This is a genomic window from Yersinia sp. 1252 StPb PI (assembly GCF_048593885.1).
GTDB classification, from domain to species: Bacteria; Pseudomonadota; Gammaproteobacteria; order Enterobacterales; family Enterobacteriaceae; genus Yersinia; species Yersinia enterocolitica_E.
In genome coordinates, this window is the sequence record NZ_JAZGQE010000021.1 from 23,957 (window position 1) to 42,114 (window position 18,158).

Sequence of the window (18,158 nt, forward strand, 5' to 3'; positions counted from 1 at the left end):
AGTTGCAACGTAGTGCATGATGTGAGTTTATTAACCCGGGGAATGTATTTCCCGGGTTGCTTCAAGGTAGGGAATCTCTAAAAGCCGGCATGCAGTCAGTTTTTAGAGGTTCCTTGAACGGGACCGTTAAGGTCCATAACAGAACGTGCATTGAGCACGTCGAGTGAACCGTTTTTACGGCAAACCGTTGATACTACGGTGTATATGTTAACCACGGCGAAAACTGAAGCTTCAAAGCTTAAGGGATCATGATGCAGAACGGCGCAATGAAGGCCTGGCTGGATTCCTCCTATCTGGCGGGCGCGAACCAGTCCTACATAGAGCAGCTCTATGAAGACTTTTTAACCGATCCTGGTTCCGTTGATGATAGTTGGCGTTCAATTTTTCAACAGCTACCAACAACGGGTGTAAAACCTGATCAGTTCCACTCTCAAACACGTGAGTATTTCCGTCGCCTGGCGAAGGATTCCTCTCGTTATAACTCATCCATCAGCGATCCTGAAAATGATGCCAAGCAAGTTAAGGTGTTGCAGTTAATCAACGCCTTCCGCTTCCGTGGTCATCAACATGCCAACCTTGATCCACTCGGTTTGTGGAAGCAGGAGTCTGTTCCAGACCTCGAGCCTTCCTACCACCACCTGACCGAAGCCGATTTCCAAAACACCTTCAATGTGGGTTCTTTTGCTATTGGCAAAGAAACCATGAAGTTGTCTGACCTGTATGCAGCACTGAAACAGACCTATTGCGGCTCTATCGGCGCTGAATACATGCACATTACCAACACCGAAGAAAAACGCTGGCTTCAGCAGCGTATTGAGTCGGTGGTTGGGAAACCGACATTCAGTGATGAAGAAAAACGTCGCTTCCTGAGCGAATTGACTGCCGCTGAAGGTCTGGAACGTTATTTAGGGGCTAAATTCCCGGGCGCGAAGCGTTTCTCGCTGGAGGGCGGCGATTCGCTGGTCACCATGCTGAAAGAGATGATTCGCCATGCGGGGAAAAATGGTACCCGCGAAGTGGTTCTGGGGATGGCTCACCGTGGCCGCCTCAACGTATTGATCAACGTTTTGGGTAAGAAGCCGGAAGATTTGTTTGACGAATTTGCCGGTAAGCATAAAGAGCATCTGGGGACCGGTGACGTTAAATATCACCAAGGCTTCTCATCCGATGTGGAAACTGAAGGCGGCCTGGTTCACCTGGCACTGGCCTTTAACCCATCCCATCTGGAAATTGTCAGCCCGGTGGTTATCGGTTCGGTACGTGCACGCCGTGATCGTCTGGATGAAGCACGCAGTAATATGGTTCTGCCAATCACTATTCATGGTGATGCGGCGATTACCGGCCAGGGCGTGGTGCAAGAAACACTGAATATGTCACAGGCACGTGGCTATGAAGTGGGCGGGACGGTGCGCATTGTTATCAACAACCAGATTGGTTTCACTACGTCGAACCCACTGGATGCGCGTTCTACCCAGTACTGTACCGATATCGCCAAAATGGTACAGGCTCCGATTTTCCACGTGAATGCTGATGATCCTGAAGCTGTGGCGTTTGTTACCCGTCTGGCGTTGGATTTCCGTAACACCTTTAAACGTGACGTGATGATCGATCTGGTTTGCTACCGCCGCCATGGGCATAACGAAGCCGATGAGCCAAGTGCAACGCAGCCCGTGATGTATCAGAAGATCAAAAAACACCCGACGCCGCGCAAGATTTATGCTGACAAGCTGACCGAGCAAAATATCGCCAGCCTGGAAGATGCCACGGAAATGGTCAACCTGTATCGTGATGCGCTGGATGGTGGTGACTGTGTGGTGGAAGAGTGGCGTCCGATGAATCTGCAATCCTTCACCTGGTCGCCGTATCTGAACCATGAGTGGGACGAAGAATATCCAAGCAAAGTTGAGATGAAACGCCTGCAAGATCTGGCGCGTCGCATCAGCCATGCACCGGAAGCCATTGAAATGCAATCCCGTGTTGCCAAGATTTATGGCGATCGTGCTTTGATGGCAAGTGGTGAGAAGCCGTTTGACTGGGGGGGGGCTGAAACACTGGCTTACGCAACGCTGGTAGATGAAGGGATTCCGATTCGTTTATCTGGTGAAGATGCGGGTCGCGGTACCTTCTTCCATCGTCATGCGGTGATTCATAACCAGAAAAATGGCTCGGTTTATGTGCCGCTGGCGAATGTACACAGCGGGCAGGGTGACTTCCAGGTCTGGGACTCCGTGCTGTCAGAAGAAGCGGTGTTGGCATTTGAATATGGCTATGCCACCGCAGAACCACGCACCCTGACTATTTGGGAAGCGCAGTTTGGTGACTTTGCCAACGGTGCGCAAGTGGTTATCGACCAGTTCATCAGCTCCGGTGAGCAGAAATGGGGCCGGATGTGTGGCCTGGTGATGTTGCTGCCACATGGTTATGAAGGGCAGGGACCAGAGCACTCCTCCGCACGATTGGAGCGTTATCTGCAACTTTGTGCCGAACAAAATATGCAGGTGTGTATCCCCTCTACGCCGGCGCAGGTTTACCACATGATCCGCCGCCAGGCATTACGTGGTATGCGTCGCCCGCTGGTGGTAATGTCACCTAAGTCATTGTTGCGTCATCCGTTGGCCATATCATCGCTTGATGAATTGGCAAATGGCAGCTTCTTGCCAGCGATTGGTGAAGTTGACGAGCTGGATGCGAAAGGCGTCAAACGTGTCGTCATGTGTTCAGGCAAAGTGTATTACGACCTGCTGGAACAACGCCGTAAGAATGGGCAAACCGATGTTGCTATCGTGCGTATCGAGCAGCTTTATCCGTTCCCGCATCATGCTGTACAAGCGGTGTTGGAACAGTTCGCTCATGTGCATGATTTCGTCTGGTGCCAGGAAGAGCCGCTGAACCAGGGTGCCTGGTATTGTAGTCAGCACAACTTCCGCGAAGTGATTCCATTTGGCGCTTCCTTGCGTTATGCAGGTCGCCCGGCATCAGCTTCACCGGCAGTTGGATACATTTCCGTACACCAGAAACAACAACAAGCTCTGGTTAATGACGCGCTGACCGTCGAGTAGCGAGCCGGTTAACATATAAAGGATAGAGAATGAGTAGCGTAGATATTAATGTTCCTGACCTCCCTGAGTCTGTCGCTGATGGCTCTGTAGCAACTTGGCACAAGAAACCGGGCGACAGCGTTAAACGCGATGAAGTGCTGGTTGAGATTGAAACGGACAAAGTGATTCTGGAAGTTCCGGCCAGTCAGGACGGTATTTTAGACGCCATTTTGGAAGACGAAGGCGCGACTGTGACCTCACGTCAGGTACTGGGCCGTATTCGTCCAAGTGACAGCTCAGGTAAGCCGACGGAAGAAAAAAGTCAAAGCACTGAGTCCACTCCGGCGCAGCGCCAGACCGCTAGCCTGGAAGAAGAGAGTAACGATACTCTCAGCCCGGCAATTCGTCGTCTGATTGCAGAACATGACCTTGATGCTACTGCCATTAAAGGCAGTGGCGTGGGTGGCCGTATTACCCGTGAAGATGTCGATAGTCATTTGGCAAACCGTAAAACGGCACCGGCAGTGGCTGAAACCAAAGTAGCCGCCGCCGCACCTGCGGCACTGGCTAGCCGTAGCGAAAAACGCGTACCTATGACCCGCTTGCGTAAACGTGTTGCTGAGCGTTTGTTGGAAGCGAAAAATAGTACAGCAATGCTGACCACGTTTAACGAAATCAATATGAAGCCGATCATGGACCTGCGTAAGCAGTACGGTGAAGCTTTCGAGAAGCGCCACGGTGTCCGTCTGGGCTTTATGTCCTTCTATATCAAAGCGGTAGTTGAAGCTTTGAAACGTTATCCTGAAGTGAATGCTTCTATTGATGGCGAAGATGTGGTCTATCACAACTACTTTGATGTCAGTATTGCGGTTTCTACCCCGCGCGGTCTGGTGACTCCAGTGTTGCGTGATGTAGATACACTGGGTATGGCTGATATCGAGAAGAAAATCAAAGAACTGGCTGTAAAAGGCCGTGACGGCAAACTGAAAGTAGAAGAGCTGACTGGCGGTAATTTCACCATTACCAATGGCGGCGTATTCGGCTCCCTGATGTCGACTCCGATCATTAACCCACCACAAAGCGCGATCCTTGGTATGCATGCTATCAAAGACCGGCCAATGGCGGTAAATGGTCAGGTAGTGATTCTGCCAATGATGTATTTGGCACTGTCCTACGATCACCGTTTGATTGATGGCCGCGAGTCCGTGGGTTATCTGGTGACGGTGAAAGAGATGCTGGAAGATCCAGCTCGCTTACTGCTCGACGTATAAAAAAGATAAATGACGAGGTCAGTCTGATTGCAAGGTGTTGATTAACCTGCCTCCGTGCAATCAGGCTACCTAGTAGGCTTCGGCCCATCTCAGACCTTATATGGATAGAACATCATGAATTTACACGAATATCAGGCAAAACAACTGTTTGCTCGGTATGGCATGCCAGCGCCAACTGGCTACGCTTGTACTACACCGCGTGAAGCAGAAGAAGCCGCATCTAAAATCGGTGCTGGCCCGTGGGTGGTTAAATGTCAGGTGCATGCGGGTGGTCGCGGTAAAGCGGGCGGCGTGAAACTGGTTAACAGCAAAGAAGATATTCGTGCTTTCGCTGAACAGTGGTTGGGTAAAAACCTGGTGACCTACCAGACAGATGCCCACGGTCAGCCGGTTCACCAAATTCTGGTTGAAGCTGCGACTGATATCGATAAAGAGCTGTATCTGGGCGCGGTTATTGACCGTAGCTCCCGTCGCGTGGTGTTTATGGCATCCACTGAAGGCGGTGTTGAAATTGAGAAAGTTGCCGAAGAAACGCCTGAACTGATCCACAAAATTGCATTGGATCCGTTGACGGGGCCGCAGCCTTATCAGGGCCGCGAGTTAGCCTTTAAACTGGGCCTGAGCGGTAAGCAAGTCACTCAGTTCACCAAGATCTTTATGGGCCTGGCAACATTGTTCCTGGAACGTGACCTGGCGATGGTTGAGATCAACCCGCTGGTGATTACCAAACAAGGTGATCTGATCTGTCTGGATGGCAAGCTGGGTGCTGATGGTAACGCCTTGTTCCGTCAACCAGAACTGCGTGAAATGCGTGATAAGTCGCAGGAAGATAAACGTGAAGCTGATGCGGCGCAGTGGGAACTGAACTACGTGGCGTTGGATGGCAACATTGGTTGCATGGTTAACGGTGCCGGTTTGGCAATGGGAACCATGGACATCGTGAAACTTCACGGTGGTGAACCGGCTAACTTCCTCGATGTTGGCGGTGGTGCAACCAAAGAGCGCGTGACTGAAGCATTCAAAATCATTCTGTCTGATGACAAAGTGAAAGCGGTTCTGGTTAACATTTTCGGCGGCATTGTGCGCTGTGACCTGATCGCTGACGGCATCATTGGTGCGGTTGAAGAAGTGGGCGTAAACGTGCCAGTGGTGGTTCGTCTGGAAGGAAATAACGCTGAACTGGGTGCCAAAAAATTGGCAGACAGCGGTTTGAATATCATTGCTGCGACCAGCCTGACAGATGCGGCTCAGCAAGTTGTAGCGGCAGTGGGGGCTAAATAATGTCTATTTTAATTGATAAAAACACCAAAGTTATTTGCCAGGGTTTTACCGGTAGCCAGGGGACTTTCCACTCCGAACAAGCTATTGCCTATGGTACAAAAATGGTTGGCGGCGTAACGCCAGGTAAAGGCGGCACCCAGCATCTGGGCCTGCCAGTATTCAATACCGTACGTGAAGCAGTAGAAACTACCGGTGCTACGGCATCTGTTATCTACGTGCCAGCACCGTTCTGTAAAGACTCCATTCTGGAAGCTATTGATGCCGGTATCAAACTGATCATCTGTATTACTGAAGGTATCCCAACACTGGATATGCTGGTAGTAAAAGTCAGATTAGAACAGTCTGATGCACGGATGATCGGCCCGAACTGCCCAGGTGTTATCACCCCAGGTGAATGTAAGATTGGCATCATGCCGGGCCACATTCATTTACCGGGCAAAGTGGGTATTGTTTCTCGTTCCGGTACTTTGACCTATGAAGCGGTAAAACAAACCACGGATATCGGCTTCGGTCAGTCAACTTGTGTTGGCATCGGTGGCGACCCGATCCCAGGCTCTAACTTCATTGATATTCTGAAGTTGTTCCAGGAAGACCCGCAGACTGAAGTTATTGTGATGATCGGTGAAATTGGTGGTAACGCTGAAGAAGAAGCCGCAGCTTATATTAAAGATCACGTGACCAAACCTGTTGTGGGTTACATCGCCGGTGTAACTGCACCAAAAGGTAAGCGTATGGGCCACGCAGGCGCCATCATTGCGGGTGGTAAAGGAACTGCGGATGATAAGTTCGCGGCGCTGGAAGCTGCCGGTGTGAAAACAGTCCGTAGCCTGGCTGAAATTGGTAATGCCGTGAAAGCTGTTTACCAAAGTAATAAATAACATCGAGTGCACTGGTTTCAGTGTTAGTTCGACACCTGAGGCCACCTTGCGGTGGCCTTTTTTGTGGCTAATCAGAACGTATTCAGGGCGGTGATTAAGATAATATCTGTTTGCGCTTGTTGCTTAGCCTGCTCAGTGCTGGCACTGGCAGTTTGTTGCTGCAACGCAGCCAATGCAGCATCATAACTGGCTCTATCCTTAAACAACTTATCTTTGACATTGATAGACGCGATGTTGGTATAGCGGCCATCAGCCGTCACGGGCACAGCAAGTGTGCCGTTATTAATCAGCTGTTTAACAATCTGCCGCTCTTTCTCGTAGCCTTCCAACCCGATTAAATGCCAGCGCTGCTGAGCTTTACCCTCATACTTCCCGGCCTTAATATCAGTCAAATAGCGAATGGTCAGATTACGTATTGTGCCGTCTTCCTCACCGTACTGTGCTTTACTGTCTGATAACACTTGGAATTTCTGTCCTTCCAATGCGCCACCTTTTTGCGTCAAATGCCCCATCCGGTAACTGTTCATGCCCAGATGAATAGGGGTGCTATCGGTAACAGGCGTGCCGTCATTGAGGCGCAGGTCGGTGATACGTGAGCCGACTGGCTGACGTAAATCAATGGTGTAAGTCACACCGTCAAAGAAATCATTAGTGGAATATTTAGAGGCGCGACGTTGTGGATTAAAACTGTAGGTGACATCACCCGCTTTAACCTGATTAAAGTAATCAGCCGACCACTCCATGTACTGTTTTAACGCTTTACCGGTCAGAGCATAAACGGTGATTTCACCGCCGGCATATTGATAGTTAAATGCAATGTCTTTAGCGGTGATATCCCCGACATCCAGTTTAGGATGGTCGTTATCAATCTGTAAGGCAATAACCTGCGCCTGAGGAGCATAATAATGTGCCGCCTCCTGATACAACGCGCTGATACCGGTATCCTGAATATGAACCTGAGGAATACCTTTAATCTCATCGACCGGTACCAGATTACTGCCGCTCAAGGTTGCAATCACCCGATTAGCATTGGCGCGCAAAATATCATGATAAGGCTGGTAAATCGCTTCCAGCTTTTTATCAGACTCGACTCCCTTGATCGGATAGGTATAGCTGTCTTTATCCACCAGATGATATTTACCCTCACGTTGCTCGAATTTCAGGTCAATGCGGGAGAGCGCGCGGCCATACTTATCCGGCTCAGTGATAATGACACCGTTAACCACTGCTTTATCAATCTTCACATGCATATGGCCTGCGACAATGGCTGCCAGCTCTGGATTGGCCTTGGCGATATCGCCAACCCCGGTGCCAGGGCGCTGATTCTCATTATCGACTCCCATATGGGCAACCAGCACGATGGCATCTACTTGTGGCTGGATTTGCTGAATAACCTTTTTCACTTCTTGTACTGGATCGGTGAAATGAATGCCATTGATACGGTCGGTGCCTTGTGCAAACTCCGCAGTCATTGGGGTATCCATGCCAATAATGCCGATTTTCACCCCCTGACGTTCGATGATTTTATAAGAGGGGAGGTAAGGTTTACCTGAATCCCAGAAGATATTCCCCGCCAGTGCCGTGCCATCAAATTGTTTTAGTGAAGTGGAAAGGGCTTTCAGGCCAAAATCAAATTCGTGGTTGCCCATCACCCAGGCATCATATTTCAAGGCATTGAAGCCGAGAATCATCGGGCTTATCGGCTCATTTTTAAAGGTTTCAACAAAGTTGCCCTGAAGGGTATCACCGGCATCGACCAGAATCACATTCGGCTGTTCAGCCCGTATTTTTTGCACTTTCGTGGCTATCTGGCTCAGACTGCCGGCTAAGTTTTCACTGTCGCTGGCATAGTCCCACGGCACAAAAGTACCATGTAAATCAGAGGTGCCTAAAATAGTGATATCAACTTGTTGCGCGGCGATGGAAGCGGTACTGACACAGAGTAATGTGGTGAGCGCTATTTTTTTCATTGTAGAGGATTCAATATTTTATCAAGAAATAGCATTTCATCATGCAACAAAATGGCAACACTTGCGAACGCTTCCCTCAAGTTAGACTAATATATTTATATAAAAATCGGAATTGTGATTTAACTCACCCTGAGTGTAATAAATTTAAACGTTAATCTGGATCGCATAATAACGCAGTAATAAAGCATTAGATAAACCATAAAATTACATTTCATTAACAGTTCGGGGTTATATAAAAACAATCAAACTTTTAATTAACATGAAAAAGAATTAATTGTCCTAAATCAAGTTTTGAATATAGCAATAATGTTCATATGAGCTTAAATTGTTCTAGATCAAACTACGGCGGGATGGGCAAATGGCCTGTTTGTTGACCTGTATCCAGAACTCAACGCTGGGTCACGTAAAATCCTATTTATTGTGTGGGATTAGAAGCGTACTATTACCGCGGTGTAATACTGGGTAGTTGATATTGTTATTTTTGTTGTGTTTTTTTGGGCATTCACTGCGGGGTAATTTCAGGGCTTCCAATTTAGTTAGCGGAGGCTCGGTTGCCGCAAGTCGGAGTCTTCCTGCGAGGAGCAAGGAGTCAAGATGTTTGATATTGTCGAACTGTCACGGTTACAGTTTGCCTTAACGGCAATGTACCATTTCTTATTTGTCCCACTAACGCTGGGTATGGCGTTTATGTTGGCAATTATGGAATCGGTTTATGTGCTGTCTGGTAAACAAATCTATAAAGATATGACCAAATTCTGGGGCAAGTTATTTGCTATTAACTTTGCTCTGGGGGTTGCTACTGGTTTGACTATGGAGTTCCAGTTCGGGACTAACTGGTCATATTTCTCACATTACGTCGGTGATATCTTCGGTGCCCCTCTGGCAATCGAAGGTTTGATGGCGTTCTTCCTGGAGTCTACTTTCGTCGGTCTGTTCTTCTTCGGATGGGATCGCCTGAGTAAACATCAGCATTTGGCTGTAACCTGGCTGGTTGCATTAGGCTCTAACTTCTCTGCGTTGTGGATCTTGGTTGCCAACGGTTGGATGCAAAACCCGATTGCATCTGATTTCAACTTTGAAACTATGCGTATGGAAATGCTGAGCTTCTCTGAACTGGTTCTCAACCCGGTTGCACAGGTGAAATTCGTTCACACTGTAGCGGCAGGGTATGTGACTGGCGCGATGTTTGTGCTGGGTATCAGCTCTTACTATCTGTTGAAAGGCCGTGATATTCCGTTTGCCAAGCGTTCCTTTGCCATTGCGGCGAGCTTTGGTTTGGCTGCCGTATTGTCGGTTATCGTGCTGGGTGATGAATCTGGTTACGAAATGGGCGATGTGCAGAAAACCAAATTGGCTGCAATTGAAGCTGAATGGGAAACCCAACCGCCTCCGGCAGCCTTTACGCTGTTTGCTATCCCGAATCAAGAAACCATGGAGAACCGATTTGCGGTTCAGATTCCATTTGCCTTGGGGATAATAGCGACCCGTTCATTGGATACACCGGTTATCGGCTTGCGTGATTTGATGTCTCAACATGAAGTCCGTATCCGTAATGGTATCCATGCTTACAGTCTGCTAGAAAAATTACGTTCGGGTAACACTGACCCTGCGGTGCGTGAAGCCTTTAGTAAGGCGAAACAAGATCTGGGCTACGGTCTGTTACTGAAGCGTTATACCCAAAACGTTACCGATGCGACTGAAGAACAAATTCAGTTGGCGGCTAAAGACTCAATCCCACGTGTTCTGCCACTGTATTTCGCTTTCCGCATCATGGTTGCCTGTGGTTTCCTGATGTTGCTGATTATCGGTCTGTCCTTCTATAACGTAGTTCGTGGCCGGATTGGTGAGAAAAAATGGTTACTGCGCGCAGCATTGTTTGGTATTCCGTTGCCGTGGATTGCAGTAGAAGCAGGTTGGTTTGTGGCGGAATATGGTCGTCAGCCATGGGCTATCGGTGAAGTGCTGCCGACAGCAATTGCAAACTCGTCAGTCACCGCTGGGGATATTCTATTCTCCATGGGGTTGATCTGTGGTCTGTACACGCTGTTCCTGGTGGCAGAAATGTACCTGATGTTCAAATTCGCGCGCCTTGGGCCAAGTAGCCTGAAAACCGGCCGCTATCATTTTGAACAGCCGACTGCCCCAGTGCAGGAAGCACGGTAAACAGGAGTCCACTTATGTTTGATTATGAAGTATTACGATTTATCTGGTGGCTGCTGATCGGTGTGCTGCTGATTGGGTTCGCAGTAACCGATGGTTTCGATATGGGTGTCGGTATCCTGCTGCGTATCATCGGTAAGAATGATACAGAACGTCGTATTATGATTAACTCGATTGCCCCTCACTGGGATGGTAATCAGGTTTGGTTGATCACTGCGGGTGGGGCGCTGTTTGCTGCCTGGCCAATGGTGTATGCAGCCGCATTCTCCGGCTTCTATATTGCGATGATTCTGGTATTGGCTGCGTTATTCTTCCGTCCGGTCGGTTTTGATTACCGTTCTAAGGTGGAAGATAACCGTTGGCGCAATATGTGGGACTGGGGCATTTTTGCTGGTAGCTTCGTGCCAGCGGTAGTCTTCGGTGTGGCATTCGGTAACTTGCTGCAAGGGGTACCGTTCCACATGGATAGCTACATGCGCCTGTTCTACACCGGTAACTTCTTCCAGTTGCTGAACCCGTTTGGGTTACTGGCGGGTGTTGTCAGCTTGACCATGCTGGTAACGCAAGGTGCTACTTACCTGCAAATGCGTACCCGTGGTGAGTTGCATCTGCGCTCTCGTACTGCGGCTCAGATCTCTGCGTTGGTGATGAGTGTGGCCTTCCTGTTGGCCGGTATCTGGTTAGTTAAAGGTATTGATGGCTTCGTTATAACTTCAGCTTTGGATACGGCGGCTGAATCTAACCCGATGCGCAAAGAAGTTGCACATCAGGCGGGTGCATGGTTGATTAACTTCAATAAGTACCCAAGCCTGTGGGCGCTGCCTGCTCTTGGGGTTATTCTGCCACTGTTCACCATTTTGCTGTCGCGCTTTGAAAAAGGGGCTTGGGCCTTCCTGTTCTCATCACTGACTATTGCCTGTGTGATTCTGACTGCCGGGGTAACTATGTTTCCATTCGTCATGCCGTCAAGCACAGTGCCAAATGTCAGTCTGACAATGTGGGATGCCACCTCTAGCCTGTTGACGCTGAAAGTGATGACCGTTGTTGCGATAATCTTTGTTCCTATCATCCTGCTGTACACCAGTTGGTGTTACTACAAGATGTTCGGGCGCATTGATAAAGACTTTATCGAAAACAATAAGCACTCACTGTACTAAGGAGCATAAAGCATGTGGTATTTTGCCTGGATTCTAGGGACACTTCTGGCCTGCTCCTTTGGTATCATTACTGCTCTGGCGCTGGAGCAGAGTGAAGCCAATGCAGCAGCGAAAGCCGCTAATAATGGCAATGATGATGTTGTCCGATAAGTTATACGATTTACTGGATAAGGGCCCGCTGCGGGCCCTTTCACTGGTGCTCGCCTTTGCTGTGGCATTCTGTGTGTTTTGGGACCCTTCGCGTTTTGCGGCGGCAACCAGTTCACTTGAGGTCTGGCAAGAGGTGTTTATCGTGTGGGCGGTTTGTACCGGTGTGATTCATGGGGTAGGTTTTCGCCCTAAGCGGATATGGTTGCGTGCTTTTTTCTCACCACTTCCCGCAATTGTGATCTTGGCCGCGGGATTATTCTACTTTTTTGTCTAATCTGTACACGTTTCGCCTAATCTGAACACAATCTATCCTTATGGGCCATTCGGCCCATAATTATTTTCGTTCTATTCCCTCAAGTGATTCCAAAGCTTAGCGCTCTTCAGTATAGTGTGTCCGTTAACTGCATTACTGGGAAGTAGAGTGAGTAATACGTTGTTTCGATGGCCGGTACGTGTCTATTTTGAAGACACCGATGCTGGCGGCGTGGTATACCACGCACGCTACGTTGCCTTTTATGAAAGGGCGCGCACTGAATTGTTGCGCCAACGCAATTTTCACCAGCAGCAATTGCTCAGTGAGCATGTCGCTTTCGCTGTCCGCCGCATGACGGTAGAATACCTGGCACCGGCACGTCTTGATGATATGCTGGAAGTACAGAGTGAAATTACCGCAATGCGTGGGGCTTCTCTCACGTTTGCTCAACGAATTCTCGACACACATGGCAATCTTCTGAGTAGTGCAGAAGTATTGATCGCATGTATCGATCCACACCAAATGAAGCCAAGAGCGCTTCCTAAGTCTATTGTCGCGGAGTTTAAGTAGTGGCTGACATGAACATTCTGGATTTATTCCTGCAGGCAAGCCTATTCGTTAAGCTTATCATGCTGGTATTAATGGGCTTTTCTATTGCTTCATGGGCGATCATCATTCAACGAACGCGTATTCTGAATGCTGCCACCCGCGATGCAGAAGCCTTTGAAGATAAGTTTTGGTCCGGTATTGAGCTGTCTCGCTTGTATCAGGAAAGCCAGGCTCGTCGCGAGACTCTCGGGGGCTCCGAGCAGATCTTCCATTCTGGATTTAAAGAGTTTGCCCGTTTACATCGCGCAAACAGCCATGCACCAGAGGCGGTGATTGACGGTGCCTCCCGTGCGATGCGCATCTCAATGAACCGTGAATTAGAAGCTCTGGAAACTCATATTCCATTCCTCGGTACTGTTGGTTCCATCAGCCCGTATATTGGCCTGTTTGGTACAGTATGGGGGATTATGCATGCCTTTATTTCTCTGGGTGCAGTAAAGCAGGCGACGTTACAAATGGTCGCACCAGGTATTGCCGAAGCACTGATTGCTACCGCGATCGGTCTGTTCGCTGCGATCCCTGCTGTTATGGCCTATAACCGCCTGAACCAGCGCGTGAATAAACTTGAACAAAACTATGACAACTTCATGGAAGAGTTCATTGCTATTCTGCATCGTCAGGCTTTTGCCAGCGCCGAGAGCAAATAAGTAGGGGGTTGTATGGCGCGAGTACGTGGTCGTAAACGTCGCGAGCTTAAGTCTGAAATTAACATTGTTCCCTTACTGGACGTGTTGCTGGTGCTATTGCTGATCTTTATGGCGACCGCGCCGATCATTACGCAAAGCGTTGAGGTGGATCTACCCGACGCGACGGACTCAAAAACCGTCTCAAGTGATGATAATCCACCAGTGATTGTGGAAGTGTCAGGGGTGGGTCAATACTCGTTGGTGGTAGATCACCAGCGGATGGAGCAACTGCCTTCAGAACAAGTTGTGGCAGAGGCTCAGGCCAGATTGAAATCGAATCCGAAAACCGTGTTCCTGATAGGTGGTGCTAAAGAGGTGCCTTATGATGAAATTATCAAGGCTCTGAATATGCTGCATCAGGCGGGTGTGACGTCGGTGGGCTTAATGACTCAACCGATATAAATTTGCGTTGATATTGGTTGGATTGAGAGTCACTCCAGCCAGTAGATACCTTGTTTTTAGCAGTTCCGTTTTTTAGCAATAGATGCGGACATCGAGTGTGGAAATCGAGCGTGGGTAAGGCAACCGAGCAAAATGATAAGCTGAATCGCGCCGTTATCGTGTCGGTGGTTCTGCACATCATATTGATTGCCCTGTTGATTTGGGGCTCTCTGACGCAGAAGACTGAAATGGGCGGCGGTGGTGCTGGCGGCGAAGTTATTGACGCTGTCATGGTCGATCCGGGCGCAGTAACAGAACAGTATAACCGTCAGCAGCAACAGCAGACTGACGCTAAACGCGCAGAACAACAGCGCCAGAAAAAAGCCGATCAGCAAGCAGAAGAATTGCAGCAAAAGCAGGCTGCTGAGCAACAACGGCTGAAAGAATTGGAAAAAGAGCGTCTGCAAGCGCAAGAAGATGCCAAGCAGGCGGCTGAAGAACAGAAAAAACAAGCCGCTGAGCAGCAAAAAGAGGCCGCTGAGCAACAGAAAGTTGCTGCTGCCGCTGCTGCAAAAGCGAAAGAAGAGCAGAAACAGGCAGAGGCCGCAGCTGCACAAGCAAAAGCAGAAGCTGATAAAATCGTGAAAGCACAAGCTGACGCGCAGAAAAAAGCAGAAGCCGAAGCCAAAAAAGAGGCGGCTGTAGCAGCAGCAGCGAAGAAACAAGCTGATGCTGAGGCGAAGAAAGCGGCTGATGCTGCCGAGAAAGCAGCAACTGCCGCCGCTGAGAAGAAAGCTGCGGCTGATGCTGAGAAAAAAGCGGCCGCAGAGGCTAAAAAAACCGCTGCTGCTGATGCCAAGAAAAAAGCGGCCGCAGAAGCGGCGGCAACAACCGATGTTGATGATTTATTTGGTGGTTTAGCTAACTCCAAAAATGCACCGAAAAGTGGGGCCGGCGCGGGCGCTGCTGCTGCGGGTAAAGGTGGTGGCAAGAAGAGCGGGGCATCAGCGGGTGATGTCAGCGGCTATTTGGGCCAGATCACTGCCGCGATCCAGAGTAAATTTTATGATGCAGATCTTTACAAAGGCCGTACCTGTGATCTGCGAATTAAATTAGCACCAGATGGTCTATTAATTGATGTTAAAGCAGAAGGGGGTGACCCGGCACTGTGCCAGGCTGCTATCGCTGCTGCAAAACAAGCGAAGATTCCTAAGCCTCCAAGCTCGGATGTTTATGAAGTGTTTAAGAATGCTCCGCTTGTATTTAAACCTCAATAAGGGTTGATTAACAGGGGTATAACTTTGTTGATCAACCGTGGATTATGTAGTTTTGTTTGCGTTGGTTTGTTAAAATTCTGCTAATTATCGCGGGCATCCCGCTCGGATAAGGGAGATAAGATGAAGCAGGCATTTCGAGTTGCGCTAGGCTTTTTAGTTTTGTGGGCTTCTGTGTTACATGCAGAAGTTCGAATTGAGATTACCCAAGGGGTAGACTCTGCTCGTCCAATTGGTGTTGTTCCGTTTAAATGGATGGGGCCGGGTACACCACCTGAAGAGATCGGTGCTATTGTTGGCGCAGATTTACGTAACAGTGGCAAATTTAACCCAATTGATGCGGCTCGCATGCCACAACAGCCTTCAACTGCGGCAGAAGTAACGCCAGCAGCCTGGACTGCGTTGGGTATTGATGCTGTTGTTGTTGGTCAGGTTCAACCGAGTGCTGATGGTAGCTATGTGGTTTCTTACCAGTTAGTCGATACTTCTGGTGCAGCCGGTAGCGTTTTAGCGCAAAATCAGTATAAAGTAACTAAACAATGGTTACGTTATTCAGCGCATACTGCCAGTGATGAAGTATTTGAAAAGCTGACAGGGATCAAAGGTGCTTTCCGTACCCGTATTGCTTATGTTGTGCAAACCAACGGCGGCAAATTCCCACACGAATTGCGGGTTTCTGATTACGACGGCTACAACCAGTTTGTCGTTCACCGTTCGCCACAACCTTTGATGTCACCAGCCTGGTCTTCAGATGGTAGCAAAATTGCTTATGTCACTTTCGAGAGTGGTAAGTCAGCACTGGTTATTCAGACGCTGGCTAATGGTGCAATCAGACAAGTGGCTTCATTCCCTCGTCATAACGGTGCGCCTTCTTTCTCACCGGACGGGACTAAACTGGCTTTCGCGTTATCTAAAAGCGGTAGTTTGAACTTGTATGTTATGGACTTAGGATCTGGTCAAATCAGCCAGGTTACTGATGGCCGTAGCAATAACACTGAACCAAGCTGGTTCCCGGATAGCCAGAATCTGGCCTATACCTCGGATCAGGGCGGTCGTCCACAAGTGTATAAAGTGAATATTAATGGTGGTGCACCACAGCGAATCACGTGGGAAGGTTCTCAGAACCAGAACGCAGATGTGAGTCCTGATGGTAAGTTCCTGGCATTGGTTAGTTCTAATGGTGGGGCACAACACATCGCCAAACAGGATCTAGAAACGGGAGCCGTTCAAGTATTAACGGACACGTTCCTGGATGAAACGCCTAGTATCGCGCCTAACGGCACCATGGTTATCTATAGCTCGACACAAGGGCTGGGAGCTGTGTTACAGCTGGTCTCGACTGATGGGCGTTTCAAAGCGCGTCTTCCGGCAACTGATGGACAGGTCAAATTTCCTGCCTGGTCGCCGTATCTGTGATGCATGTGTAAATACGTATGTATGGCAAACTATAAAAGGATCAAAGAGATGCAACTGAACAAAGTGCTAAAAGGGCTAATGTTGGCTTTGCCAGTTCTGGCAATCGCTGCGTGTAGTTCTAACAAAAGCGCAAATAATGACCAATCTGGCATGGGCGCTGGCACTGGTACAGAAAATGGCAGCAACTTGTCTTCAGAAGAGCAAGCTCGTCTTCAGATGCAAGAACTGCAAAAGAACAATATCGTTTACTTCGGTTTCGATAAATACGATATCGGTTCTGACTTCGCTCAAATGCTGGATGCACATGCTGCATTCCTGCGTAGCAACCCATCTTACAAAGTTGTTGTTGAAGGCCACGCGGATGAACGCGGTACGCCAGAATACAACATCGCGTTGGGCGAGCGTCGTGCAAATGCTGTGAAAATGTATCTGCAAGGTAAAGGCGTTTCGGCTGACCAGATCTCTATCGTTTCTTACGGTAAAGAGAAACCAGCAGTACTGGGCCATGACGAAGCAGCGTTCGCTAAAAACCGTCGTGCAGTTCTGGTTTACTAAGAGAATCGCATGAACAGTAACTTCAGACGTCACTTAGTGGGTCTGTCGTTACTGGTTGGCGTAGCGGTCCCATGGGCCGCTACTGCCCAAGCGCCAATCAGTAATGTCGGCTCCGGCTCGGTAGAAGATCGGGTCACTCAACTTGAGCGTATTTCCAACGCTCACAGCCAACTATTAACTCAACTTCAGCAACAGCTATCCGATTCGCAACGCGATGTAGATAGTTTACGCGGTCAGATCCAAGAAAATCAGTACCAGCTCAATCAAATTGTTGAGCGGCAAAAACAGATCTACCAGCAGATGGAGAGTCTGAGCGGTGGTCAGGGGGCGCAGGGTTCAGCTTCTGCGGCTACTGGTGCTGCGACAGATAATTCTGCGGCTGGAAGTTCCGATACTGCTGCCGCAGGCGCAGCGGCTGCTACAGCGGCACCTGCAGCAAGTACTGGTGATGAAAACAGCGATTATAATGCAGCCGTTTCTTTGGCTCTTGAGAAAAAGCAATTTGATCAAGCGATCACTGCTTTCCAAGGTTTTGTGAAACAGTATCCAAAGTCGACTTACCAGCCTAATGCCAACTATTGGTTAGGGCAGTTGTATTACAACAAAGGTAAGAAAGACGACGCTGCATATTATTATGCTGTTGTAGTAAAAAATTATCCAAAGTCTCCAAAAAGTTCAGAAGCGATGTTTAAAGTTGGGGTGATCATGCAGGATAAAGGCCAAAGCGATAAAGCGAAGGCGGTTTATCAACAAGTGATCAAGCAATATCCTAATACTGATGCTGCTAAACAGGCACAGAAACGTTTATCTGCTCTTTAGCCATTTTCGAGTCCAGGAATTGGTCATATTGACTAATTTCTGGACTTTGGCGAGTGAAGAACAAGCAGTTAAACGCTTCAACAGAAATTTAAGTTGCACTGTGAAGAGAAATTAGTAATATATGCCGCCGTTGCCAAGACAACTTGTAAAACGTTAAAGCAGCAGGAAATTATAGTAAGCAGCACACATAATGGGTCGTTAGCTCAGTTGGTAGAGCAGTTGACTTTTAATCAATTGGTCGCAGGTTCGAATCCCGCACG

The 18,158-nt window shown here is 48.8% G+C and carries 16 protein-coding genes; 15 read left to right on the forward strand and 1 reads right to left on the reverse strand.

Annotated elements, in window-relative coordinates:
• Window positions 1-251: 251 nt before the first annotated feature.
• The 4 genes from sucA (at window position 252) to sucD (ending at window position 6,468) form a co-directional block, all read left to right on the forward strand.
• The gene (gene sucA, locus V2A85_RS05430) at window positions 252-3,059 is read left to right on the forward strand and encodes a 2-oxoglutarate dehydrogenase E1 component (protein ID WP_083159599.1); all 2,808 of its coding nucleotides are present in this window, start codon (window positions 252-254) and stop codon (window positions 3,057-3,059) included.
• Between the two features lie 29 nt (window positions 3,060-3,088).
• Window positions 3,089-4,309, forward strand: coding sequence for a 2-oxoglutarate dehydrogenase complex dihydrolipoyllysine-residue succinyltransferase (gene odhB, locus V2A85_RS05435; RefSeq protein WP_083159597.1), 1,221 nt, complete (start codon window positions 3,089-3,091; stop codon window positions 4,307-4,309).
• A 114-nt stretch (window positions 4,310-4,423) separates the two neighbouring features.
• On the forward strand, window positions 4,424-5,590 hold the full coding sequence (gene sucC, locus V2A85_RS05440; protein ID WP_372558361.1) for an ADP-forming succinate--CoA ligase subunit beta: 1,167 nt from the start codon (window positions 4,424-4,426) through the stop codon (window positions 5,588-5,590).
• Window positions 5,590-6,468 (forward strand): succinate--CoA ligase subunit alpha, encoded by an 879-nt coding sequence (gene sucD / locus V2A85_RS05445; protein WP_372558362.1) that lies wholly within the window; start codon window positions 5,590-5,592, stop codon window positions 6,466-6,468. Before sucC ends, sucD begins: the two co-directional genes overlap by 1 nt.
• A gap of 71 nt (window positions 6,469-6,539) precedes the next feature.
• On the opposite strand, the gene V2A85_RS05450 is transcribed toward sucD, so the two are convergent.
• The gene (locus V2A85_RS05450) at window positions 6,540-8,438 is read right to left on the reverse strand and encodes a bifunctional metallophosphatase/5'-nucleotidase (protein WP_420071018.1); all 1,899 of its coding nucleotides are present in this window, start codon (window positions 8,436-8,438) and stop codon (window positions 6,540-6,542) included.
• A gap of 594 nt (window positions 8,439-9,032) precedes the next feature.
• Between V2A85_RS05450 and cydA the strand changes: the two genes are divergently transcribed.
• The 11 genes from cydA to cpoB all read left to right on the forward strand — a co-directional run bounded on the left by cydA (window position 9,033) and on the right by cpoB (window position 17,898).
• Window positions 9,033-10,601 carry a cytochrome ubiquinol oxidase subunit I gene (gene cydA, locus V2A85_RS05455; protein ID WP_372558364.1) on the forward strand — a complete coding sequence of 523 codons (1,569 nt, stop codon included), beginning with the start codon at window positions 9,033-9,035 and terminating at the stop codon, window positions 10,599-10,601.
• Between the two features lie 14 nt (window positions 10,602-10,615).
• On the forward strand, window positions 10,616-11,755 hold the full coding sequence (gene cydB / locus V2A85_RS05460; RefSeq protein ID WP_083159589.1) for a cytochrome d ubiquinol oxidase subunit II: 1,140 nt from the start codon (window positions 10,616-10,618) through the stop codon (window positions 11,753-11,755).
• 12 nt (window positions 11,756-11,767) lie between these two features.
• Window positions 11,768-11,905, forward strand: a complete 138-nt coding sequence (gene cydX / locus V2A85_RS05465; RefSeq protein ID WP_004712290.1) for a cytochrome bd-I oxidase subunit CydX — start codon at window positions 11,768-11,770, stop codon at window positions 11,903-11,905.
• Window positions 11,892-12,179, forward strand: coding sequence for a cyd operon protein YbgE (gene ybgE / locus V2A85_RS05470; protein WP_372559847.1), 288 nt, complete (start codon window positions 11,892-11,894; stop codon window positions 12,177-12,179). Before cydX ends, ybgE begins: the two co-directional genes overlap by 14 nt.
• Before the next feature lie 147 nt (window positions 12,180-12,326).
• Complete coding sequence (gene ybgC / locus V2A85_RS05475; protein ID WP_420071019.1) at window positions 12,327-12,728, forward strand: tol-pal system-associated acyl-CoA thioesterase; 402 nt, start codon at window positions 12,327-12,329, stop codon at window positions 12,726-12,728.
• Window positions 12,728-13,414 (forward strand): Tol-Pal system protein TolQ, encoded by a 687-nt coding sequence (gene tolQ / locus V2A85_RS05480; RefSeq protein WP_005188971.1) that lies wholly within the window; start codon window positions 12,728-12,730, stop codon window positions 13,412-13,414. The genes ybgC and tolQ overlap by 1 nt, the downstream gene beginning before the upstream one ends.
• Before the next feature lie 12 nt (window positions 13,415-13,426).
• Window positions 13,427-13,855, forward strand: a complete 429-nt coding sequence (gene tolR, locus V2A85_RS05485; RefSeq protein ID WP_083159585.1) for a colicin uptake protein TolR — start codon at window positions 13,427-13,429, stop codon at window positions 13,853-13,855.
• A gap of 110 nt (window positions 13,856-13,965) precedes the next feature.
• Complete coding sequence (tolA, locus tag V2A85_RS05490; protein ID WP_193784696.1) at window positions 13,966-15,111, forward strand: cell envelope integrity protein TolA; 1,146 nt, start codon at window positions 13,966-13,968, stop codon at window positions 15,109-15,111.
• A 120-nt stretch (window positions 15,112-15,231) separates the two neighbouring features.
• Window positions 15,232-16,524 carry a Tol-Pal system beta propeller repeat protein TolB gene (gene tolB / locus V2A85_RS05495; protein ID WP_372558366.1) on the forward strand — a complete coding sequence of 431 codons (1,293 nt, stop codon included), beginning with the start codon at window positions 15,232-15,234 and terminating at the stop codon, window positions 16,522-16,524.
• A 48-nt stretch (window positions 16,525-16,572) separates the two neighbouring features.
• Complete coding sequence (gene pal / locus V2A85_RS05500; protein WP_004393299.1) at window positions 16,573-17,079, forward strand: peptidoglycan-associated lipoprotein Pal; 507 nt, start codon at window positions 16,573-16,575, stop codon at window positions 17,077-17,079.
• 9 nt (window positions 17,080-17,088) lie between these two features.
• Complete coding sequence (cpoB, locus tag V2A85_RS05505) at window positions 17,089-17,898, forward strand: cell division protein CpoB (RefSeq protein WP_032907063.1); 810 nt, start codon at window positions 17,089-17,091, stop codon at window positions 17,896-17,898.
• The last annotated feature ends 260 nt before the right edge of the window (window positions 17,899-18,158 follow it).

Coding starts and splice junctions, on each gene's coding strand:
- tolR (WP_083159585.1), top strand. CDS start 13,427: ATGGCGCGAGTACGTGGTCGTAAACGTCGCGAGCTTAAGTCTGAAATT.
- sucA (WP_083159599.1), top strand. CDS start 252: ATGCAGAACGGCGCAATGAAGGCCTGGCTGGATTCCTCCTATCTGGCG.
- cydA (WP_372558364.1), top strand. CDS start 9,033: ATGTTTGATATTGTCGAACTGTCACGGTTACAGTTTGCCTTAACGGCA.
- ybgE (WP_372559847.1), top strand. CDS start 11,892: ATGTTGTCCGATAAGTTATACGATTTACTGGATAAGGGCCCGCTGCGG.
- sucD (WP_372558362.1), top strand. CDS start 5,590: ATGTCTATTTTAATTGATAAAAACACCAAAGTTATTTGCCAGGGTTTT.
- odhB (WP_083159597.1), top strand. CDS start 3,089: ATGAGTAGCGTAGATATTAATGTTCCTGACCTCCCTGAGTCTGTCGCT.
- V2A85_RS05450 (WP_420071018.1), bottom strand. CDS start 8,438: ATGAAAAAAATAGCGCTCACCACATTACTCTGTGTCAGTACCGCTTCC.
- sucC (WP_372558361.1), top strand. CDS start 4,424: ATGAATTTACACGAATATCAGGCAAAACAACTGTTTGCTCGGTATGGC.
- pal (WP_004393299.1), top strand. CDS start 16,573: ATGCAACTGAACAAAGTGCTAAAAGGGCTAATGTTGGCTTTGCCAGTT.
- cpoB (WP_032907063.1), top strand. CDS start 17,089: ATGAACAGTAACTTCAGACGTCACTTAGTGGGTCTGTCGTTACTGGTT.
- tolB (WP_372558366.1), top strand. CDS start 15,232: ATGAAGCAGGCATTTCGAGTTGCGCTAGGCTTTTTAGTTTTGTGGGCT.
- cydB (WP_083159589.1), top strand. CDS start 10,616: ATGTTTGATTATGAAGTATTACGATTTATCTGGTGGCTGCTGATCGGT.
- cydX (WP_004712290.1), top strand. CDS start 11,768: ATGTGGTATTTTGCCTGGATTCTAGGGACACTTCTGGCCTGCTCCTTT.